General features: G+C 47.9%; 18 protein-coding genes and 1 riboswitch. Of the genes, 10 read left to right on the top strand and 8 right to left on the bottom strand.

Translation table 11 applies throughout. The annotated features are described in order from the left end of the window. Positions 1–47: 47 nt before the first annotated feature. Positions 48–908, top strand: coding sequence for an AraC family transcriptional regulator (locus tag IKW96_RS02745; protein WP_296570021.1), 861 nt, complete (start codon positions 48–50; stop codon positions 906–908). 87 nt (positions 909–995) lie between these two features. Here IKW96_RS02745 and IKW96_RS02740 read toward each other — a convergent pair whose 3' ends face one another. The 3 genes from IKW96_RS02740 to IKW96_RS02730 form a co-directional block, all read right to left on the bottom strand. After that, a complete protein-coding gene (locus tag IKW96_RS02740; protein WP_296570018.1) occupies positions 996–2,996 on the bottom strand; it encodes a hypothetical protein in 2,001 nt (666 codons plus the stop codon). A gap of 1 nt (position 2,997) precedes the next feature. Next, the gene (locus IKW96_RS02735) at positions 2,998–3,471 is read right to left on the bottom strand and encodes a sigma-70 family RNA polymerase sigma factor (protein ID WP_296570015.1); all 474 of its coding nucleotides are present in this window, start codon (positions 3,469–3,471) and stop codon (positions 2,998–3,000) included. Positions 3,472–3,695: 224 nt separating this feature from the next. Then, positions 3,696–7,160: an endo-1,4-beta-xylanase gene (locus IKW96_RS02730; RefSeq protein WP_296570012.1), complete on the bottom strand. Its 3,465-nt coding sequence runs from the start codon at positions 7,158–7,160 to the stop codon at positions 3,696–3,698. A 608-nt stretch (positions 7,161–7,768) separates the two neighbouring features. Between IKW96_RS02730 and IKW96_RS02725 the strand changes: the two genes are divergently transcribed. After that, the gene (locus IKW96_RS02725; RefSeq protein ID WP_296570010.1) at positions 7,769–9,679 is read left to right on the top strand and encodes a GGDEF domain-containing protein; all 1,911 of its coding nucleotides are present in this window, start codon (positions 7,769–7,771) and stop codon (positions 9,677–9,679) included. Positions 9,680–9,733: 54 nt separating this feature from the next. Here IKW96_RS02725 and IKW96_RS02720 read toward each other — a convergent pair whose 3' ends face one another. The 5 genes from IKW96_RS02720 to asd all read right to left on the bottom strand — a co-directional run bounded on the left by IKW96_RS02720 (position 9,734) and on the right by asd (position 13,847). Beyond that, complete coding sequence (locus IKW96_RS02720; RefSeq protein ID WP_296570008.1) at positions 9,734–10,135, bottom strand: PaaI family thioesterase; 402 nt, start codon at positions 10,133–10,135, stop codon at positions 9,734–9,736. A 3-nt stretch (positions 10,136–10,138) separates the two neighbouring features. After that, a complete protein-coding gene (locus IKW96_RS02715; RefSeq protein WP_296570006.1) occupies positions 10,139–10,702 on the bottom strand; it encodes a GNAT family protein in 564 nt (187 codons plus the stop codon). 75 nt (positions 10,703–10,777) lie between these two features. Next, a complete protein-coding gene (gene dapB, locus IKW96_RS02710; protein WP_296570004.1) occupies positions 10,778–11,527 on the bottom strand; it encodes a 4-hydroxy-tetrahydrodipicolinate reductase in 750 nt (249 codons plus the stop codon). A gap of 40 nt (positions 11,528–11,567) precedes the next feature. Beyond that, entirely contained in the window at positions 11,568–12,458 is an 891-nt protein-coding gene (gene dapA / locus IKW96_RS02705; protein ID WP_296570003.1) for a 4-hydroxy-tetrahydrodipicolinate synthase, read from the bottom strand. A 309-nt stretch (positions 12,459–12,767) separates the two neighbouring features. After that, positions 12,768–13,847 (bottom strand): aspartate-semialdehyde dehydrogenase, encoded by a 1,080-nt coding sequence (gene asd / locus IKW96_RS02700; RefSeq protein WP_296570001.1) that lies wholly within the window; start codon positions 13,845–13,847, stop codon positions 12,768–12,770. Positions 13,848–13,950: 103 nt separating this feature from the next. Further along, a riboswitch (Lysine riboswitch) is annotated at positions 13,951–14,123 on the bottom strand. Positions 14,124–14,338: 215 nt separating this feature from the next. Between asd and queA the strand changes: the two genes are divergently transcribed. The 8 genes from queA to IKW96_RS02660 all read left to right on the top strand — a co-directional run bounded on the left by queA (position 14,339) and on the right by IKW96_RS02660 (position 22,847). Then, the gene (gene queA / locus IKW96_RS02695; protein WP_296569999.1) at positions 14,339–15,370 is read left to right on the top strand and encodes a tRNA preQ1(34) S-adenosylmethionine ribosyltransferase-isomerase QueA; all 1,032 of its coding nucleotides are present in this window, start codon (positions 14,339–14,341) and stop codon (positions 15,368–15,370) included. 26 nt (positions 15,371–15,396) lie between these two features. Further along, a complete protein-coding gene (locus tag IKW96_RS02690) occupies positions 15,397–15,774 on the top strand; it encodes a hypothetical protein (protein WP_296569997.1) in 378 nt (125 codons plus the stop codon). A gap of 101 nt (positions 15,775–15,875) precedes the next feature. Continuing rightward, positions 15,876–17,006, top strand: coding sequence for a tRNA guanosine(34) transglycosylase Tgt (gene tgt, locus IKW96_RS02685; protein ID WP_296569995.1), 1,131 nt, complete (start codon positions 15,876–15,878; stop codon positions 17,004–17,006). Between the two features lie 35 nt (positions 17,007–17,041). After that, complete coding sequence (locus IKW96_RS02680; RefSeq protein WP_296569993.1) at positions 17,042–19,426, top strand: hypothetical protein; 2,385 nt, start codon at positions 17,042–17,044, stop codon at positions 19,424–19,426. Then, a complete protein-coding gene (locus IKW96_RS02675) occupies positions 19,423–19,734 on the top strand; it encodes a GIY-YIG nuclease family protein (protein ID WP_296569991.1) in 312 nt (103 codons plus the stop codon). Before IKW96_RS02680 ends, IKW96_RS02675 begins: the two co-directional genes overlap by 4 nt. A gap of 13 nt (positions 19,735–19,747) precedes the next feature. Next, on the top strand, positions 19,748–20,995 hold the full coding sequence (gene hflX, locus IKW96_RS02670) for a GTPase HflX (RefSeq protein ID WP_296569989.1): 1,248 nt from the start codon (positions 19,748–19,750) through the stop codon (positions 20,993–20,995). Positions 20,996–21,066: 71 nt separating this feature from the next. Then, the gene (locus IKW96_RS02665) at positions 21,067–22,347 is read left to right on the top strand and encodes a methionine gamma-lyase family protein (RefSeq protein WP_296569988.1); all 1,281 of its coding nucleotides are present in this window, start codon (positions 21,067–21,069) and stop codon (positions 22,345–22,347) included. 158 nt (positions 22,348–22,505) lie between these two features. Next, positions 22,506–22,847 (top strand): phenylpyruvate tautomerase MIF-related protein, encoded by a 342-nt coding sequence (locus IKW96_RS02660; RefSeq protein WP_296569987.1) that lies wholly within the window; start codon positions 22,506–22,508, stop codon positions 22,845–22,847. The last annotated feature ends 5 nt before the right edge of the window (positions 22,848–22,852 follow it).

The following is a 22,852-nucleotide window of genomic DNA, read 5'->3' as shown; positions in this document are numbered from 1 at the left end:
TTTTTGGTCAAATCCTCTGAAACAAGGTTCAGAGGGGGGGGATTATAATGATTAAACATCTTTCGGGTGAATTTGAAACTGTTGAGTATGACACTCAAAAATATGCAATGCTGTACGATAATGTTCAGACTGAGGAATATCCCGTACACTGGCATAACGCAGTCGAGCTTATCATGCCTATGAAAAATGAATACACTGTCACAGTCAACGGAACAGATTACTTCATTCCCGAAAATGATGTCCTTATCGTTCCGCCCTGCGAGCTCCACAGTATGCCCGCTATTCCCGGACGGCGTATCATCTTTCAGTGCGACAACAGTATACTCGGTGAGATAACTGCGCTGGAGCCCGTAATGCGCTCACTCAACGCACCTGTTCTCATCTGCGCGGATATGGATAAGGAGCTCCATGTGCTGGCAAAAAAGACCATGCTTGATATTCTTTCGCTGTACAACTCCAAATCGGAGCTCGCAGACGTTAAGATATATGTCAAGGTCATCGAGCTCTTCATGGCTCTCCGCGAGTATCAGCTCGAACAGCAGAAGATCGTTATGGACTGCGACGACGAGAAGATCGACGAATACAGCGAGAAGTTCGGAACTGTCCTTAAGTATATCGACAATAACTATATGTACGATATCACGCTTGAACAGCTTGCCGACGTGGCTGGCTACAGCAAGTACCATTTCTCCCGTATCTTCAAGCAGTACAACGCTATGTCCTATCTGCAGTACATAAATGCAAGACGTACCAAGGCGGCAGAGCTTCTTCTGCTCGACCCAAGCGTGCCTATTACAGAAGTCGCAATGCGCTCGGGCTTCAAGAGCCTGACCACGTTCAACCGTATCTTCAAGGAAATAAAGCACTGTACGCCTACAGACTTCAAAAAGCTGTATGCATTGAGGTAAAAGCAAAACCATAAAGGAGCAATTGCTTCTTTATGGTTTTTTTATGTAAAAGACGAGGGTGTGATTCTTATCACACCCTCTTTTGGATTATATCAGTCCGAATTCTGCAAGCTTGGCAGCAAATGCGTTATAATCTATCGTACATGAATAAGGACCGCGCCATTCATCATTCCCGCCTTCTACTTTCAAGCAGTCAGAACGTGTTGTCAGATTGCTGCTTGAAACGGAATATCCTTTATGGAATATTTCCTTATCGCCTGACATATAGCTGTATACTACGAAAAATTTTCTGTGTTCCGCGTCACTGTTGAAATCTGAACTGTAGGAATCATATTTCAGCATGGATTCAAAATCATTTCTTATAAAACTTTCTATCTGTTCTCTCGTCTGTTCATCTGCAGGAACGAGTTCTTTCATATTTTCGTCCTCAAAGCAGACATCTACTCTAATATCGGGGAATTGGCTGATAAATTTCTCTATATTCTGATCCATATGCTTAATATTAGCTACAGGGTCGTATTTGCCGTCAGCGTCGTATATTACCTTATTATCAAATGGTGAGATCATATCACCCGTAAATGTTATTCCGTTATTTTCCGACGTTTCTTCTGCCTCTTCAGACGCGAAACTGTCAATATCAATGCCTGCGTCTGCAAGTCTGTCCTTGAACTCCTCAATGTTGATAGCATATGTCGCACTGCCTGAAGGTTCGGAACCATCGTCGGTCTGCGTATATTCGGACATACTTACCACGCCGTTGTTCAGTACCGTAAAATACATTGTGCGGCTGTTTTTTTCATCTATTTTATATTCAAACGTTATATCGCACAAGGTCTGTTCAGAATCATAACTTTCAGAGGGGATATTTACTTTCAGCATATGTACAAATCTGTTTTTCAGTAAATCGTCAAGCCTCTCCTTATCTTCCTCGTCCTCGGGAATCAAAGAACCGTATCCGTACTTCTGGATTACTGCATATTTGCATTTGCCTCTTGTGAGCCTGTCGATCTCGTTCTGGTCAATATATTCGTCCTCGCTGACGATCTTACTGAATTTATTCCGGAAATCCTCGATATCTATCTGATATATCCTTCTACAGAGCTCCTCAGCCTTTAAATGATCGTCGTCATATTTCAGATCTACGTATACTGTACGTCCTGTAGATTCAATATTTATCCATGAGATAAGACCATCTAATTCCCACGAAACAGTATAGGCAGAATCCGAGAAGTCAAGTACACTTTCCTCAGATACAGGCTCGTAAACTCCCTCGCCCCAGTCAAAGTTATTGAGCATATCTGCCAGTCCGCCATAAAGCTTACTTGAATTATATTTATTATATATGCCTATTCCTGACTGGAGCTCAAAGTCCAGCACTCTGAAATTTCCAAATGGCGATATCTTTTCTGTATCCTGAGCCAGTATCGCCTGTATTCCGCTGTCAAAAGCATCAAAGTCTATCAGGTACCATTTTATGTCGCCAAGAGAAGCCATCGCCCCTGTCTCAAAGCTCATCATACTCTCCTGATAGGACACATAGCCGTCGTTTGCAATGTGAAGATTGCACTCTATCGGCGGAGTATCGCCTTTTGTCCACTTGATATCGTATACCGTTTCCTCAACATCAGCGTCTATGTCTCTGCCCTCAGGTTTCTCTACAGGTTCGCCCCAGTTGAACTTATTGAGAAAATCAGAGAGCCTTGAGTAGGTCTCGGCTGAGTATTTGCCGTATTTTCCGTCGCCTGCGTCAAATCTGTACTCGAATGTACTGAAATCGCCGAATGGACTATTTATTTCCTCAACTATATCACTGCCTGCCATTTTGTTGTTCTGCTTGTGGAGCAGAAATCCTGTAGTTCCGATACCTGCCATAAGCACTGCACAAGCCGCAGCTGCACTGACAGTCCTGATTATGCGATTTCTTGAGCTGACGCGCTCTGTACCGCTTGCGACCTCTGTATATCCGTCGTCACTGTCGGTACGTGTTATCCTGTTTTTCTCCGCAGTCTCACAAGCCTTGATTATACGCTCTTTCATATCCTCGGGCATTGTTATTTTGCCGCCCGCATTTTTCAGCTTTTTATCCATACTACATATACTCCTTTCTGTATTTTTTCTCCAGCAGCTTCCTGCCCCTTGAAAGGCGCATTTTTACCGCTGAAGCTCCTATGCCGACTATCTCCGCTATTTCTGCCGCCTTATATTCATCTATATAGAAAAGCTCGAGAACTATCCTGTACTTCTCGGGAAGCTCCATAAGTGCTTCGAGAATACCGCTTTCCTCTTTGGAAACAGCGTATCCGTCCAGCAGTTCCTCGCTCTCTGTGTAATGGCGTGTGCGATATCTTAGCATATCGCGACATTTATTAGCCGCTACAGTGATGAGCCATGCTTTTTCATGCTCGCTGTCGGCAAAATCAGGTGCTTTTGTTACAAATTTTATAAATGTCTCCTGCACAGCGTCTTCTGCGTCAGCTGTATTTCTCAGCATAAGCAGACATACTCTGTACAGCATATCTCCGTATTTCCCGACCGCCTCGCGAGCGCAGCCGTCTTTAAGCATCGTATCATCAACTCCTTTCACTGTAAACACGTATGAGTTTGCAGTATGGTCACAAATATTATATCATTTTTTTCATCAATGTCAAATACGTGATAAAATGAAAAGACAGCCGATTTACACCGACTGCCTTTCAGGGGATATTAAAATTTGGAGAAATCTTAATTAAGGTGCCGATCACCGATCCTGTGACCGGCACGTATTGTTGTAAATACTATCTTATTTGATTAAGCTCTTGTATGAACCTGACCACCAGCAAGTGTCTTGCCGTGTGCCTTTGCCATATCAGAGATGTTTACGTTCTGGTAACCATTCTGTGCGAGCCAAGGAAGAACCTCTTCCATAGCTGCTGCTGTTGTAGCATAGTTCTCGTGGCAGAGTACGATAGCACCCTCAAGTGAACCATTCTGTGCAGCCTGCTTGATCTTGTTTACGATAGCATCCTTTGAAGCATTGTTCCAGTCCTCTGTGTCGATTGCACAGCTGATAAGCGGTACATCATTAAGAGCGGACTGAACTGTACCATTGCTCTCAAGGTAAGGTAATCTCATGAGGTGTGAAGGCTCAGTGCCGATAATGCTCTTGAGCTTGCTGTTGCACTGCTCCCACTCACTTCTGATCTGAGATGAACCCATAGAACCGAGGTGAGGATGTGTCTGGGTGTGGTTAGCAACTTCCATGCCATTCTCAAACTCGTATGTGATCTGCTGATTTGTCTTGATCCAGCTACCTACGTTGAAGAATGTAGCTGTCATGTTGTTCTTGATAAGAGCATTGATGATTCTGTAACCAGGATCAGATGTAGACTGAGCTGAAGCACCGTCGTCAAATGAGATAGCGCAGAGCTTCTTGCCTGACTGGATCTGTGTGCTGCCCTGTGAAGGAGTCTTGACCTCGCCTACAGTACCCTTACCTGTTACGACCTCTGAAGCGACACCCTCAGTACCAGCAACTACTTCATCAACATAGAAGTCCATAAGGTCGCCGGAATCCTGGATTGTCTCGATATAGAGGATCATATCGCCTGAATTCTCAGGGATAGTGAATGATGTGTTCTCGAGCTTTGTCCACTCGCCGCTCTTACAGTCAGCCTTAGCGATGCTTGTGTATGAAGCGCTGTCGCCTTCGCCCTGCTGGAGTGACATCTGGATTGTAGCTGTGCTGCCTGACTGCTGGAGAACTGCAGCGCTGAAGCTGTATGTCTCGCCAGCCTTGAAGTCAGAACCAAGTGTATAAGCTGCGCCGTTCCACTCAGCTGATCTGCCGGATACGTAAAGTGACTTGCCTGAATAGAAGCTGTCTGAGCTTACGTCTACAGAAGCTGCGCCTCTGCCTGACCAGCTGTCAGAGCTGGAATCGAATGAGCTCTTGAATATTGTCTTTGCTGCAGGCTTAGCTGTAGTTGTAGTAACTACCTCAGGAGCCTTTGTTGTTGTAGCCTCTGTCTTGACAGCCTCAGTAACAACAGTATTGATGTTTTCTGCATAGCTCTCAGGGAGAGTCTTTATAGTACCGAGGAGGTACTTCTGGATCGTGTATGCATCGTTAGATGTGATACCTGAACCAGCCTCGTAAACGTCTGCATTGTACTTGCCCTGATCTGTAAGTGAATACTTGTTCGGGTTAGCAAGTGACTGCATGATGATTACTGCGTCAGCCATATCTATGCCGTTATCGCAGTTACCGTCGCCCCATCTTGAAACCTTTGCATTGAGGGCATCCTTAGGATCAACCTTAACTGTTGTAGTTGTGGTTGTTGTAGTCTTTGATGTAGTAGTTGTGGTTGTTGTAGTAGTTGTTGTGGTTGTTGTAGCGCCTGACGGATCAGGAGCAGGGATCTTCTTAGCAAGAGCCACAATGTCATTGTAGAATGACTTAGGCTGATAGTTGCTGAACGGAAGCGGTGAACCGCCGTTCTCGTTAGCTCTCCAGCTTCTCTCATCTGTTGTACCCCAGAGAGTTACAGTAGAGATATTAGCTGCGTGCTTCATAGCAACCTCAAAGATCTGAGGATAAAGCTGTCCGTTAGTACCTGTGCTGTTTGTGATATCGAGCTCTGTGATCTGAACGTCAAGTCCGAGAGCCTCGAAAGCCTTTACAGCTGTCTCGAATTCGCTTGCTGAAGGATACTTGGAGTCAAGGTGAGCCTGCATACCGATACCGTCGATATAGTCGCCTTCCTTCATGACATTCTTAGCCATGTTAACGAGGTCGTTTGTCTTCTTGGACATATACTCGTTATAGTCGTTCAGGTAGAGCTTTGTCTCCTTAGGAGCATACTGTCTTGCATATTTGAACGCATTGATTACGAAGTCGTAATTTCCAGCACCGTAAACATCCTTCCACTTGGACCAGTTTCTCATTCCGCCGCCGTCGTTCTCGAAGAGCTCGTTACAAACGTCGTATGAGTGAACAAGAAGGTTAGGATAGTTGGACTTGAGCTGTGAGAATGTGTTCTTGATCATGCTCTCAAGACGCTTGTTCATTCTGTCCTTTGATACATATCCACCGCCGTCCTTGAAGAGGAACTCAGGGGTCTGGCTGTACCAAACGAAGGTATGACCACGAACGCCGATTCCGTTCTGCTCAGCAAACTTGAGAATGCTGTTTGCAGAAGAAAGGCTGATCTGAACTTCATCACCGTTAACGCCCTTAACGATAGAATCAGGCTTCATTTCGTTCTCACAGGTAAGTGAGTTGTAGTTCTTCTTGATGAACTCCTGAGCCTGTGAATTACCGATTTCATAGCCGCTTACGGAAGTACCGAGACGGAAGTACGGTCCCATAACATCCTTGAAGCCGCTGCCGCCCTTTTCATACTTGTAGTTGAGGTTCTGGTGAGCTGCTACGCCCTCAGAGCCGCCGGCAACTTCAACTGTATTTGTATCATTGTTATTGTTGTTGTTATTATTGTTGTTGTTATTGTTGCCTGTTTCCTCTTCGGAAGCATTTGTAGTAACAGTTACGCTCTTAACGTTAGCCTGTCCGTTTGATCTGTAGCCCTCGATGTTGAGAGAAACCTCATAGAGAGTACCTGACATGTCGAGGCCCTTCTGGCTCCATGCGTCGAAGTGCTTGGATACGTCGATAGTGCCCTTCATGTAGTTTGTTGTGTTGTTCTGTGAACCGCTTGTGGTTCTGATGCTCCAGTACTGTGGGAATGTAGCAGTACCGTCGAGAGAAGGCTGGTTATAACGCATTGTCTTGGCAATTTCATATGTATTGCCATTGAGAGTTATATTGCCCTTTCTCTCACCGTCGTTTCCGGGTGGACGCCAGTCGCCCCAGCCTTCAACGATGTAGTATTCCATAAGAGGATTTCTTGTCCAGCCGTATACACACATATACGAATTTCCTCTTGGAGTGTACTCAACATCATATGTAAGAACGATATTTCCGAAAGCCTTGTAGTTCTTCTTCTGGCTGTCGAAGTTCTTGCCCATACGTGCAAGGAAGTTCTCAATGTTGCTCCATGAGCAGGTGAAGGAACCTGCGCCTGGATTCATCTGAGCGTTACCCTGTCCGTTCTGATTCCACATCTCGTAGTCATAACCGCCAACGTTTCCTCTGACCTGCTGATCAGCTGCCTGTGCAACTGTTGCGGGTACAGCGGGAATACTTGCGGCGATCATCATAGCGGTCGTGCTTGCGCCGACGATCTTCTTGAAGATGCCTTTTTTCATGTCGATCATTCCTCACTTTCCAATTTCGTGATTTTTCCATCCTTTTCGCTGAGAAAAAGCACAAAAGCACCAATCTGCTCCTGCGTCCCTCCTCTTCCTCAACTCTTGTCTATATTTTATTACATTTCTATGAACATTACAAGTCAATTCTTGCTAACAATGATGACCCTTGCTCATTTTTTGCTCTTTTTGCACATTTTAGCTCCTGATTTCATGCATTTTTTATACATTCTCGATTTTTCGTTATATTTCCACACTTTTTCTTACTGCTCACTGGCAAAAATTATGGTACTATTGTGCTAAAGCGTATTTGCAGCCACTCACGGCCAACGGTTTTTAGCCTTGTTCTGCCCTATACAGAAAGTAATCATGATTTTGCAAAATACTACCTGAAAATGCGAAAAATAGGGATTGTCCGACCACTTGCCCAGCGCAGGAAATTACGCTCCGTCGAATATCTTTCCTTCCGATTATCGGTGTGCACAAAAATGCAGTCTGTTTCATGTAAGTTCCTACAAAAATCATTTTATCCCTTTATTTTTTATTGAAAATGATATATAATAATAGTAGTATATAATTTTGATATACCATTATACTAAAAAGAGGGGATATAACATATGGAAAGCGAGAAAACGAAAAGAATAGTCGTCGTTGTCTCAGGTCTCGACGAGGAATACCAGTACAACATCTTCAAGGGTATCAATACATTCGCTTATGCTCATAATATGAATATCTCCTATGTCGCGGGATTCGGCGGAATGGTCGGAAGTGCCACCTTTGACATCGGTGAGAGCAGTATCTATAATCTCATTGATTATACGCAGTTCGACGGAGCGCTCCTTATGACCAACACCTTCGGCGACACGGAAATGAGAAACCGCATTTTCGCCCGTGTTCTCGCCGCTAAAATACCTGCGGTAGTCTTTGAGAGCCGCGAAAATCCCGAGTTTTACGACATAAGCATCGATAATTTCGGAGTTATGAAAACTCTTGTAAACCATATGATACAGCACCACGGCGCAAAGGTCATAAACTACGTGTCGGGACCTCTCGGGAACCCCGAGGGCAAGGCAAGATATGACGCTTTCGTGAGCGCAATGGAGGAAAACGGGCTTACTCTCGATAATGACCGTATATTCTATGGTGATTTCAAGAGCTACGACGGAAAACTTGCCGTTGACGAATTCGCAGCTTCGGGACTTGAGCTCCCCGACGCATTTATTTGCGCCAACGACAGTATGGCTCTCACAGTCGCCTCTTCTCTCGAAAAGCTGGGATATAAGATACCCGACGACGTTATGGTTACGGGCTTTGACAATACTTTCAGCGCACGTAATTCCACGCCGTCCATCACTTCGGTAAAGAGACCCCTTTACCTCGCGGGTGAAAAGGCTGCTCAGATGATATTCAACGTCATCGAGGGACTCCCTCAGGAAAAGAGCGTGATACTCGACGCAGAACCTGCATATTACGAGAGCTGCGGCTGCAGCAACGACAGCACCGACGACCTCAAAGAGTACAAGAAGCTCACCTACCGCAAATCTGAGGACACAAACAACAATATCCACATGATAAACCGCCTTACAGCAGGTCTTGCGGAAGCCACGATGCCCTCCGAGTTCTTTAATGTCATCTCGGGGCTCATAGGAGAGCTCGACTGCGAAAAATTCTCGCTGTGTCTCTGCGAGGACTGGCAGGAAGCCTACGCTACCGCTTCCACAGCCCTTATACAGACAAGCTATTCGGATTACATGACAGCTCCCCTCATATGGGACAAGGGCGTGCGGAGAAGCGTCAGCTACTTCCCGAGCAGGAATATGTTCCCCGAGGGCTTCGAGCAGCGCGGCTGCGTGAACTATTTCCTGCCCCTGCATTTCAGCGACCGCTGCCTCGGTTACTATATATTCACAAACAGCGAATTCCCTACTTACAGCCTCCTGTGCCACACTCTTTCGATGGTGCTGAGCAACTCGCTGGAAAATATCCGCAAGCTCACTCACCTCAACAAGGCTATGGACGAGCTGAACCGTCTCTACGTCATAGATCAGCTCTGTAATATCTACAACCGCAACGGCTTTATCAATATCGCCGATGATATGTTCAAGGAGTGCATCGCAAAGGGCAATCAGATAATGATAAGCTTCATTGATATGGACGGTCTCAAGTTCATCAACGACAACTACGGACACAATGAAGGAGATTTCGCTATACAGCGTTTAGCCAGCATTATCCACAACAGCTGCGAAAAGAACTGTATCTGCGCCCGTTTCGGCGGCGACGAGTTCGTGTATTTCAGTCCGAACGCCACTGAAGGCGACGCATTAACGCTCGCGCGCAAGATCAATATGGCTCTTGACAACATAAACAAGCTTCTCCAGAAGCCCTACACCATTTCCGCAAGTATCGGAAGCGTTGTCACAGTCGCAAAGGCAGGCGATACGCTTTACAGCATTGTGAAGCTCGCCGACGACAAGATGTACGAGGTCAAAAAGTCAAAGAAAAACGCGCGTCAGTCGGAAAGAATATGAAAAAACGCCGCTAAGTGTAACGCTCATGCAGAATTACACTTAGCGGCAGCTTTTTTATGCCTTTCTGAACCCCACGCACTGTACAGCGGCTATGGGGTTATCTTTTTCGTCTTTTATCTCCACGTTGTAGCAGCATATGGTCCTGCCGTCCTTTATAAGCCTTGCCTCCGCGATAATACGCTCCGTTTTGGGAACTCCGATAAACGAAGCGTCGCAGTTGAGACCCACAACTCCGGGCTGCTGCCAGTTTGAAGCGACCGCGAACGCAAAATCCGCAAGGGTGAAGTAAACTCCGCCCATTACGCCTCCCACCGCGTTTTTGTGGTGTTCGTTTATAACAAGGCTCACCCTGGCGTAATGGTCGCCCAACTCGTCGATGACAGCTCCCATTTCCGTGGCAAAGCGGTCATTTCTGAACATTTCCCTTACTTTTTCAAGTGTTCCGATATCAGCCATAGGTTATCTCCTGCTTTCATATTCTTCCCTTAATATCGAGAAATAAAGCCTGCCTACGTACTTTCCGCTCATGTAGAAATAGTCCCTGAGAGTTCCCTCGTAGGTGAATCCGCACTTCTCGATGACTTTTTTTGACGGCGCATTGATGGTTTTTGTACATATCTGCACCTTATGCAGGTTCATTTTGTCAAAACCGAAGGCAATAACTGCCTTTGCAGCCTCTGTGCAGTATCCCCTGCACTGGAAATCCGCACCGATACAGTACTCTATCTCCGCGAAGTGGTTCTTGCTGTCAACGAGGAAATAGGCTATCTGACCTATACATTCCCCGTTTTCCTTGTCGATTACCGCCCAGCGGTAGTAGTCCTCGCGTTCATAGTTCCCGATATACTTTTCAAGAAGTCCGTTGACCTCTTCCAGTGTGCGGTAAGTAGGCTCGGAGTACATGGTCTGTACGTGCTCGTCGCTTGCCCAGTTCCTGAATACCGCGTCGCAGTCTGTATATTCAAAGCGCCTGAGTATGAGCCTTTCTGTCTCTATTGTCTGTGTTCCGATATGCGTCAGCATATTATGCTCCTTTCATTTATTCCATATTAAAATATCTTTCCCCTGACATAGCAGCTATATCAGGGGAATCGTGTCTTATACAAGTTTTGACATATCATAGAGTCCTGCGGGCTGATCCTTGAGGAAAAGAGCCGCATTTATAGCTCCCTCGGCGAAAACGCTCTTGGAAGCTGCCGAATGTGAAAGTGTAAGCACTTCATCGTGACCTGCAAATATAACGTCATGTTCGCCTACGATAGTGCCGCCGCGGATAGAGTGCATACCTATCTCGGTCTTTTCACGCTTCTGACGGCGCGAGTGGCGGTCGTAAACGAAATGCTTTGAATTGTCAAGTGTCTCGTTTATAGCGTCTGCAAGCATGATAGCTGTACCGCTGGGAGCGTCCACCTTCTGATTGTGGTGCTTCTCAACTATCTCTATATCGAACTGGTCTCCCAGTATGGAAGCCGCCTTCTTTGCAAGCTGTACAAGGAGGTTGACACCAAGCGACATATTGAAAGTAAAGAATATCGGCACATGATTGGCGGCAGACTTTATCTTTGCAGTCTGAGCCTCGTTGTAGCCTGTAGAACCGATAACTATAGGAGTTCCCGTTGACATACAGTATTCGATAAGTCCGTCAAGTCCTGCGGGATTTGAAAAATCAATGATAACATCAGGCTTTACGGGAAGCTGTGCAGGAGTTTCAACTATGGGGAAATCCGCATACTGCTCGGTATACATATCTATGCCTGCAACTACCTCGCAGTCGTCACGCTCCTTGATACAGTTGTAAATGGTCTTGCCCATTTTGCCGTTAGCGCCGCAAATTGCTATATTTGTCATAATTACACTTCCTTTATTATCAATGCATTTGCATTACGAATTATTTGATGAGACCGTGCTTTGCAAGTGTTGCCCTGAGCTTTGCCCTGTGCTCGTCAGTCATCTCACAGAGCGGCAGACGACATGGACCTGCGTTCCAGCCCACCATGTTCATAGCTTCCTTGACAGGTATGGGATTTACCTCGATGAACAGGTCATTGATAAGGCCAAGGTACTTCAGCTGGAGCTTCATAGCCTCTGTGAAATTGTTATCGAGACAGAGCTGCACCATATCATGCATTTCCTTTGGGATAACATGAGAAGCTACGGATATTACGCCCTTTCCGCCGAGAGACATTACAGGGACTACCATATCGTCGTTGCCGCTGTAGATGTCGATATCGTTTCCGCACTCGGCAGCTATCTTTGCAACATAGCTGATATTGCCGCTCGCTTCCTTGATAGCGGCGATATTCCTGTGCTTTGCAAGCTCCTTAACTGTGGCAACGTCAAATCCGCAGCCTGTTCTGCTTGGAACGTTGTAAAGGATTATCGGGATATTTACTGCGTCGGCAATAGCCGTGAAATGAGCGATAAGTCCCTTCTGAGTAGCCTTGTTGTAGTAGGGAGTAACGTGGAGCAGAGCATCTGCGCCTGCTGCCTCGGCTTCCTTTGAAAGCTCCACAGCATAGTGGGTATCGTTGCTGCCTGCGCCTGCGATAACAGGAACTCTGCCTGCGGTATGCTTAACAGCGAACTTGATACAGTCGCGGTGCTCGTCGTCCGTCATGGTTGCGGACTCGCCTGTAGTACCGCAGATAACGATAGCGTCGGTGCCCTTTTCGATCTGATCGTCGATAACGCGGCCGAGCTCGTCATAGTTTATTGAACCGTCGGCGTTCATGGGGGTTATAATAGCCACAGCAGCGCCGGTGAAAATTGTGTTCTTCATAGACTCAAATCCTTTCGTCTAATTCATAATTCATAATGCATGATGCATAATTCTACGCATTCGCCCATTATGTTACAAATTTTGAGTATTGAACTGTAGGGGAACCCCGCCCTCGGGCTCCCGAAAGATTGCTGTTGTTGTATTACGGAAGGGCGAGGGCGCCCTCCCCTACAATCGACTTTTTTCTCGGGCGGATAATATCCGCCCCTGCAAGTATATTCTGTGCCGTAAGCGATAGCAGACTTTAGTATTTATTAAAAGTCAGCGAGTTTACGAGCGTCAACGTGGAAGCCCGCGTGGGCTCCCCGCTTAATCAAAGTAGCCCTTGGCTGCAAGGAGTTCAGCAAGAAGCACTCCGCCGCCTGCTGCGCCTCTGAGAGTATTGTGTGAAAGGCATACGAACTTGTAATCGTACTGCGTATCCTCACGGAGACGGCCTGTTGATACTGCCATACCGCCCTCGAGGTTCCTGTCCAGCTTAGCCTGCGGACGGTCATTCTCCTCGAAATAGTGTATGAACTGCTTCGGAGCGCTGGGGAGCTCCAGCTCCTGAGGAACGCCCTTGAAATCAGCCCAGAGCTTGAGTATCTCTTCCTTTGAGGGCTTGTTCTCGAAGCTTACGAAAACAGCAGCCGTATGTCCGTCAGATACGGGAACACGGAGACACTGAGTCGTGATATTGGGAGATGTTGCCTTAACTATCTCGTTGCCCTTTATCTCGCCCCATACCTTGAGAGGCTCCTGCTCGGACTTTTCTTCCTCGCCGCCGATATAAGGGATAAGATTGTCAACCATTTCAGGCCATGTCTCGAAGTTCTTGCCTGCGCCCGAGATCGCCTGGTATGTGCAGGCAAGGACGTTCTTCAGACCGAACTTTCTCAGCGGATGAAGTGCAGGAACATAGCTCTGTATTGAGCAGTTTGACTTTACAGCGATAAATCCTCTCTTTGTGCCGAGACGCTCTCTCTGAGCCTTGATTATCTCAATATGCTCGGGATTTATCTCCGGAACTACCATAGGAACGTCGGGAGTAAATCTGTGAGCGGAGTTATTTGAAACGATAGGGCACTCAGCCTTTGCGTAAGCCTCCTCGAGAGCCTTTATCTCGTCCTTTTTCATATCGACCGCACAGAAGCAGAAGTCTACCATGCCTGCGATCTTCTCGATATCGCCTGTAGCGTCCATAAGGACCATATCCTTCATGGATGCCGGCATAGGGACCGACATCTTCCAGCGGCTGCCTGCTGCCTGCTCATATGTCTGACCTGCGCTTCTCGGCGAAGCTGCCAGCACCTTGACATTGAACCACGGGTGGTTCTCAAGAAGCGTTGCAAAACGCTGTCCTACCATGCCCGTTGCGCCTATAATACCTACGTTATACTGTTTCATACTTACCTCTCCTTGAAAAATTTTTCCATAAAATAACAAAAACCGGTTGCAAACCGGCTCATCATGCGTTATAATAGAAATGTTGACATATCATTATGAAAAATATGCCGATAGCTCTCCATCAAAAGCATGATGACAGCTGCAAGCCTGTTGAGCATACAGCCAGAACTGAATTTACCAAAGACAGCCCTTCGGCGGCATTGCCTTTCGCTGAACACCATCGGACGGGTCGTCCCGTGTGCAGGTACTTTTCGCAGCCGCGCCTCTACCTTGTAATTATAATAGCACTTAAATCAGCTATTGTCAATACATTCTTTAAAAAAATTCGCGCAAATAATATTTTTACGCAAAGTTGACAGTTAAGAGTTAATGTGTTCGCTATGCTCACATTATCTAAAAAAGATTGCCGCAGGTAAAACTCTATAACTTTCAACTCTAAACTGAATCAAGTTTTGCGCAGCAAAAGTTGATTTGTATAGAAGGAGATATTAATGGAACTTCTCAAATCCGATTTTTACTATGAGCTTCCCGAGGAGCTCATAGCCCAGACTCCCATAGAACCGCGGAACGCCTCGCGAATGATGTGCGTTGACCGCAGGACGGGAGAAATAACTCACGACCACTTCTATAATCTATGCGACCACCTCAGGGAAGGTGACCTGCTGGTAATGAACGACTCAAGAGTTATCCCTGCAAGGCTCTACGGCGAAAAAATAGGCAATCAGACCTTTATCGAGTTCCTTCTGCTGGAGCAGAAGGGCGACAAGCTGTGGGAAATAATCTGCCGCCCCGGAAAAAAAGCAAAGGTGGGGACCCGTTTCTCATTCGGCGGAGGAAGGCTCGTTGCCGAGGTCGTTGAAGTAAAGGACGACGGCAACCGCATAGTGCAGTTCCAGTGCGAGGGCAACTTCTTCACAGCCCTCGAGGACGTTGGACAAATGCCGCTCCCGCCTTACATAAAAGAAAAACTCGAGAACCGCGAGCGCTATCAGACCGTATATTCACGGGAACTTGGCTCTGCTGCCGCTCCTACGGCAGGACTTCACTTCACCCCCGAAATGCTGGACGATATACGCTCACGTGGCATAAAGACGGCTTTTGTGACCCTTCATGTGGGACTCGGCACGTTCCGTCCCGTAAAGGAGGACAACGTCCTTGACCACAAAATGCACAGCGAACACTACTACCTCCCGAAGGAGACTGCCGACCTCATAAACGAAACAAAGAAAAACGGCGGCAGAGTCATTGCAGTGGGTACAACTACCTGCCGCACCCTCGAGAGCGTGGCTTCATTTTACGGTGATATTTCCGAGAGAGAAGGCTATACAGATATATTCATCTACCCGTCATATGAGTTCAAGTGTATAGACGGACTTATCACCAACTTCCACCTGCCCGAAAGCACGCTGATAATGCTGGTATCAGCTTTCATGGGCTATGAGAATACAATGAACGCATATAAGACCGCCGTTGAGGAGCGCTACCGCTTTTTCAGCTTCGGCGACAGTATGTGCATATTATAAAAAGAAAAAATCTGAGGAGATATATAATGGCTGAATTTGAACTTTTTGACTATTTCAAGGGTATAATCGATTCCGAAGAAGGACCTATCGTACTCTGCAATCTTGATTACAGGGTCATCTACGAAAATCCCTCGGCGGAGAGATATTACGCTCCTACGTCGCCTATCACAGGCAAGCTCCTGTCTACTCTCATGGACGAGGAGATGATGAGCAAGGTGGTAATGAGCGTTGAATGGTTCAAGGAAGACAGAAAAAACAATAAGGTATTTGCGTTCCATGACAAAAAGAACAATATGGATATGTACATTCTCGCCATAAGAAACACAAACGGTGAGCTTATCGGCTTCTACGGACGCCGCGAGGACAGGACTCCCGATCAGGGTAAGGAATTCGACCTTGACTGATCCGCGTTATCGGTTTTTAGTGATTAGTCGGCTGACAGAAGCTGCAACTATGCTAAGCACTAATTACTGTTCACTAATCACTGAAAATAAAAGGAGAAGCTATGTTCACACTTCTTAAAACAGACAAAAAAGCCAGACGAGGCAGCTTTGAGACCGTTCACGGCACATTTCAGACCCCGTGCTTCATGAATGTCGGAACCGCCGCAGCAATAAAGGGCGGTATTTCCTCTGTAGACCTGAAAGGCCTGAAGACCCAGGTGGAGCTCTGCAATACCTATCACCTGCACCTGCGCCCCGGCGACCACGTTGTAAAGCAGATGGGCGGACTTCATAAGTTCATGAACTGGGACAAGCCCATTCTCACCGACAGCGGAGGATTTCAGGTGTTTTCGCTGGCTCAGCTGCGGAAAATAAAGGAAGAGGGCGTATACTTCGCCTCGCACATCGACGGTCACCGCATATTCATGGGACCCGAGGAGAGTATGCAGATACAGTCAAATCTCGGCTCGACGATAGCTATGGCTTTCGACGAATGTATCGAAAATCCCTCCCCTTATAAGTATGTAGCAGCTTCCATAGAGCGCACAACGCGCTGGCTCATACGCTGCAGGGAGGAAATGGCAAGACTCAACAGCCTCCCCGATACTATCAATAAGAATCAGCTCCTTTTCGGCATAAATCAGGGCTCCACCTTCGATGACCTCCGCATAAAGCATATGGAGGACATCGCAAAGCTCGACCTCGACGGCTACGCTATAGGCGGACTTGCCGTCGGCGAGGAGACAGAGGAGATGTACCGCATAATCGACGTTGTAGAGCCGTATATGCCTGTACATAAGCCAAGATACCTCATGGGAGTGGGAACTCCCTCCAATATCATCGAAGCCGTCGCCCGCGGAGTGGATATGTTCGACTGCGTAATGCCAAGCAGAAACGCCCGTCACGCCACGGTCTTCACATGGAGCGGCATCATGCACCTCAATAACAAGTGCTACGAGACCGACCCACGGCCTGTTGACGAGCAGTGCGACTGCCCCACCTGCCGCAATTTCAGCAGAGCCTATATACGCCACCTTTTCAAGGCGAACGAACAGCTCGCAGGCAGACTTGCGGTGCAGCACAACCTTTACTTCTACAACACCCTTACGGAAAAGATACGCGAAGCCATTGACGAGGACCGCTTCGAGCAGTTCCGCGGAAAATATTCCGGGCTTCTTGCCACAAGGATATAATAACGGCTTTCTGCCGATAAACGGATGGAGTTTATATGAATACTTTCCTGTTTTTACTGATGCTTGCGGTCTCTGTCGCTGTGACCGCTGTTTTTCTGCGTGAAATACGAAACGACCTCAATAGTGACAAAAAGTCCGAAAAGAAGGGCTCTGCGGTACGTGCAGTCTCCCGCTGCGCTGCGCTGCTCCTTGTATTTGCGGCAGCTGCCGAGGCTCTCGGTATTTTCAGCATTGCCGAATACAAGGGAGCTTTTCTGCTTCTCGGCGGCATGACAGGCCTGTCCCTGTTCATCTGCATACTCAACAAGAAACGCAGATACAATATCGCCCTTACTGCGGTAAAAGCCATTCTCACCGCAGCAGTTCTTGAAGTAACTCTCTTCAATATCCCTACATACCGCCTCTGGTTCGGAGATTACGGCGAAATGTACTTCACGGCTGATGAGTGCAGAAGGAGTGAGAACGTACAGTACCGCACCAATGAGAGGGATATCGCCGTACAGGGCAACTATACCGCTATATTCAAATTTGACGATATAGGCGAAGAAGTCGCGGACGTTTTCATCGACACCGAATGTGCCAAGACCACAAAGGGTGCCCTCGTAACCATAGATACTATGGACGAGACCAACGCCTATGAGTACCGCGAGGGCATTGCAACTCAGCTTATCGCCAGGGACAAGCTCCATTCACAGTATGTGCAGCTGCACCTTTCGGGAAATGCAAGCAGTATAAAGGTAAAGATAGCTCCCCTCGACAACGGTATCGTCAATGTCAGGGGCATAGGCTTCAACCGTCAGATACCCATGAGCATCTCATGGATGAGGTTATTCCTTATTGTGTTCGGAGCCTGTCTTGTGAAGCTCATGCTTTGCAGCAAGGCGGCGGAAAAAAGCGTTTCCGACAGCAAAAAGCTGTGCAGGACAGCTTCCGTCATCATCACCGATGCCGCCTGTATAGCCGCAGTCCTCGTTACCTTTGTAAAGCTTGACAACTACTCTATCATAGATATCATGAAGCGCCCCGCAGGCAATCAGATGACTCAGGAGCTCGTAGAAGCCTTTGAAAACGGCAGTACGCGCATACTCGACGAGCCCACAGAGGAGCTGAACAGTTTCCCCAACCCGTATACAGGCGACGCCCGTGACAAGGCAGAGCTCAAATACAAGTGGGATCACGTCTACTATAACGGTCACTACTACAGCTACTACGGAATAGCGCCTGTTGTACTGCTTTTCCTGCCGTATCATGCACTTACAGGCTATTATTTCCCAGATTCGCTGGCAGTTCTCCTGTTTGCGCTTATCGGTATCGTGGGTCTTACAAAGCTCTACATGGAGTTCCTCAAAAAGCTCTTCCCGAAAACGCCTGCCGGTATCGCCATCTGCGGCCTTATCATAATACAGACCGTAAGCGGCATATGGTTCAGCATAGGACGTCCAGCATTCTACGAAATAGCTATGGCGGCAGGCTTTGCAGCACTTACATGGGCAGTATATTTCATGCTGTCCGCCGATATCCTCGGCAATGAAAAGCCGAAGCTCCCGCGTACTGCTGTTTCTTCCATGCTTTTCGCAGTTGCAGTACTTTGCAGACCTACTCTCGTGCTTTACTGCATAACAGCGGCTCTGTTCATGCTCATGGCTCTCCCGAGGGTAAAGGCTTCGGGCAAAAAAGGCGGCAAAAAGTCTTCAGCCAGCGGAGCTTTCCGCTATCTGCTCTGCGCCCTGCTGCCTATGGCTTGTATCGGTCTTATACAGATGTGGTACAACTATGACCGCTTCGGCAATCCGTTTGAGTTCGGAATACAGTATTCACTGACTATCAACGATTTCACCAAAGCTCAGTTCCACAGCCGTCTTTCGCTGATACCAGTATACAACTACTTCTTCAATCCGCCCGTATTTTCCATGAAGTATCCCATAATCAGCACTGAGTTCCAGTCAATGGGCGCAGGCGGCTTCTTCTACTTTGATTTCCCGTCTACAGCCAATACTTCGGGACTTTTCTTCCTTGCACTCCCGATGTTCGCATATCTTCTGTCATTCAGAGCCCTCAGGAAGCTGAAGGACAAGAAGAAAAAGCTTGCAGCAGCGGTATATATAGCCGTTCCCTGTCTGCTCGTCCCCTTCGGCATAGTAGCTTCCGTATGGGAAAGCGGCTATGCAGTACGCTATATGTCTGACTTCGCATGGCAGTCGCTCCTCGGCGCATTTGCCATAATATTCTTCCTGTACAGTAAAACAAAGGACCCCACCAAGAAAAAACTGCTGAGCGGTTTTATGTGCTTTGCAGTAATGTGGGCTCTCATAGTAGGCGGCGTTCAGGAGTTCAATCAGGCATTCCGCTATGACGCATACGACAGGAGCTTCCCCGAAATGGCTTACGAGGTACAGCGTATGTTCGCGTTCTGGATATGATGTACTACGTCTATATCATAAAATGCGAGGGAAATACGCTGTATACGGGTATTACCAACGACGTTGACCGCCGTATGGACGAGCACTTCGGCAGAACGGAAAAATGTGCGAAGTTCACACGTTCTCACAGGGCAATATCCCTCGAGGCGCTGTGGAGCTGCGAAAACCGCAGTATCGCTTCAAAGCTCGAATACCGCATAAAACAGCTCACAAAAGCGCAGAAGCTGGAGCTTATCTCTGATGATTCCCGTTTTTCCCGGTTCTTCGGCGAGGAGCTCTCTGAGCTTTTCCGCCGTGAGGCTATATGATAAGGAGTACCCTATGTACGAAAACAAAACAGAAGAGCTTCCCGTAAAAACAGTCCTCGCCTGTGTAGATACAGGCGAATTTGACGCGGAAGCCTCAATAGACGAGCTTGCCGAGCTGGCTGCAACTGCAAATGCGGATGTGGTCGGCTCTGTTATACAGAAACGCCCCACCTTCGACCCTGCCACCTGTATGGGCGCAGGCAGGCTCGGGGAGCTGAAGGAACAGCTTGACGCCCTGAATGCAGAGCTGGTCATCTTCGACCATGAGCTCACAGGCGTACAGGTGCGTAATATTGAGGATATACTTGATGTCCGCGTTATCGACAGGACCACCCTTATCCTCGATATCTTCGCTCAGAGAGCCCGTACCAAAGAGGGCAAATTGCAAGTCGAGCTTGCTCAGCAGAAGTACCGTCTGCCGCGGCTCACGGGAATGGGTACTGCCCTTTCGAGGCTTGGCGGCGGTATCGGCACAAGAGGTCCCGGCGAAACAAAGCTGGAGACCGATAAAAGACACATAAGAAAGCGTATAAGCTACCTTGAAGCAGAACTGGAGGAGCTCAAAAAGCACCGCAATTTCTCACGCTCGCGCCGCAAAAAGGACGGAGTCCTCTGTGCGGCTATCGTCGGCTATACCAATGTAGGCAAGTCAACTCTGCTGAACGCTCTCACGGACGCAGGAGTTCTTGCGGAAAACAAGCTTTTTGCAACTCTCGATATCACTTCACGTTCCATAGAGCTCCCCGACGGCAGAAGCGTCATGCTCATTGATACTGTCGGCCTCATAAGGAGACTCCCACATAATCTTGTAGAGGCGTTCAAGTCCACACTGGAAGAAGCCGCAGCTGCGGATATAATCCTCAACGTGCAGGACCTCTCCTCCCCCGAGATAAAGGAACAGGCAGAGGTAACAGCAAGTCTGCTGAACGAGCTGGGCTGCGAGGGCATACCGCAGATATACGTCATGAACAAGGCGGACGCCGCTCCCTTTACGGATACTGTATTCGAGGACGACAATACCGTCATGATAAGCGCAAAGGAGCGCACCGGCTTCGACAGGCTCCTTGAATGTATCATGAAGAACCTGCCCGAGACCGCAAAGCGCATGAAGCTCCTTATCCCCTACGACAAGGGCGGTTTTCTCGGCAGGATACGTCAGGACGGCAAGATATTCTCCGAGGAATACGCCGAAAACGGCACTCTCATCGACGCGCTTGTGGACGTGAAGCTCCTGAAAGAAGCGGAAGAATACAAGGTCTGAGGTTGACACATTCGCTCAAATAGGCTATAATCTAAGTGAATAGTGCCTTGCAAATAATGAAAGGATATAACATGAATAATAAGATAAACGAATTATACGGCTTCGACAGCAGGCTCGCCCAGCTTGCCGCTCAGGCAGAAAAAAACTGCGCGGAAGCCTTTGAAAGAATAGACGCAAACACCGAGTACTGCGGCGCTAAAGTGCTAAAGGCCTTCTCCGACAACAAGGTCAGCGAGCCATGCTTCTACGGCTCAACAGGCTACGGCTACGGAGATATGGGACGCGAGGTCATCGACAAGGTCTTCGCACAGGCTCTCGGCGCAGAGGACGCACTGGTGCGCTTCAACTTCGTATCAGGCACTCACGCTCTGTCTGTAGCCCTTTTCGGTGTGCTCCGCACAGGCGACAAGATAGTTTCCATAACAGGCAAGCCCTACGACACCCTCGAGGAAGTCATCGGCATAAGCGGCGAAAAGGGAAACGGCTCTCTTATGGACTATGGCGTGGAGTACGGTCAGGTAGACCTCAATACAGACGGAAGCCCCAGGCTCGATGAGATAACAGAAGCCGTAAATGGCGCAAAAGTTGCCTATATACAGCGTTCACGCGGCTATTCTCTCCGCGGAGCTTTCACTATCGCAGATATAGAAAAAATGGTAAATGCCGCTAAAAAAGGCAATCCCGACGTAATCGTCATGGTGGACAACTGCTACGGCGAATTTGTCGAGGACAGGGAGCCGACGGCTGTCGGGGCAGACGTTATCATCGGCTCTCTCATAAAGAACGCAGGCGGCGGTATCGCACGTACAGGCGGATATATCGCAGGAAGAGCCGACCTTGTGGAGCTCTGCTCCTATCGTCTTACCTGCGTGGGAATGGGTAAGGAAGTAGGCTGTACCCTCGGCATGAACCGCGAAATGCTCATGGGAATATTCTTTGCTCCCGATGTTGTGGCTAACGCCATAAAGACCTGCACATTCGCAAGCGAGCTCTTCACGCTTCTGGGATTCGAGTGTTCTCCGCGAAAAAACGAGCCCCGCGGTGATATCATCACTGCCGTAAAGCTCGGCGACGAAAAGCACCTCTGCGCTTTCTGCCGCGGTATCCAGAAGGGAGCTCCCGTTGACTCATTTGTAACTCCCGAGCCATGGGATATGCCGGGCTATTCAAGTCAGGTCATCATGGCGGCAGGCGCTTTCACAAACGGCGCTTCTATTGAGCTCTCCGCAGACGCTCCTCTCCGCGACCCATATGCAGTATGGATGCAGGGCGGTATCACCTATACAAGCGGTAAGCTGGGAGTAATGCTGGCGGCGCAGGAAATGCTTTCGGAAGGACTTATAAAAATATGAACTATGATTCAGCAGAGCTGAATTTTAATAAAGTTAAGGGTTGAGAGTTTATGTGTTCACTTCGCTCACATTTTTTAAATCCTGTCACCGCAGGCGACTCCAAAACTAACAACTTTTAACTCGAAACTCTAAACTAATAACAATGAGGAGGATTTATTATGCCATTCATCAACGTCAAGACCAATGTTTCTGTTTCGGACGAGCAGAAAATATCTATCAAATCCGCTATGGGACGCGCTATCACAGCTATCCCCGGCAAGTCGGAGGGCTGGCTCATGGTAGGTATCGAGCCCGGTTACGACCTTTGGTTCAAGGGCGAGGACGCTCCTGCGGCTATGGTAGAGGTCTCCATATTCGGCAGCGCTTCTTCAAATGCGCTGACCACGCTTACAAGCCATATCACAGGCATTCTTACCGATAATATCGGTATCCCGTCAGACAGAGTTTACGTAAAATACACAAGTACGAACGAATGGGGCTGGAACGGCTCCAACTTCTGAGGTGA

This window comes from Ruminococcus sp. (assembly GCF_017549005.1).
In the GTDB taxonomy this organism is placed as follows: domain Bacteria; phylum Bacillota; class Clostridia; order Oscillospirales; family Ruminococcaceae; genus Ruminococcus.
Note: the sequence above shows the minus strand (reverse complement) of the source record. Positions and strands in the feature narration are given on the sequence as shown.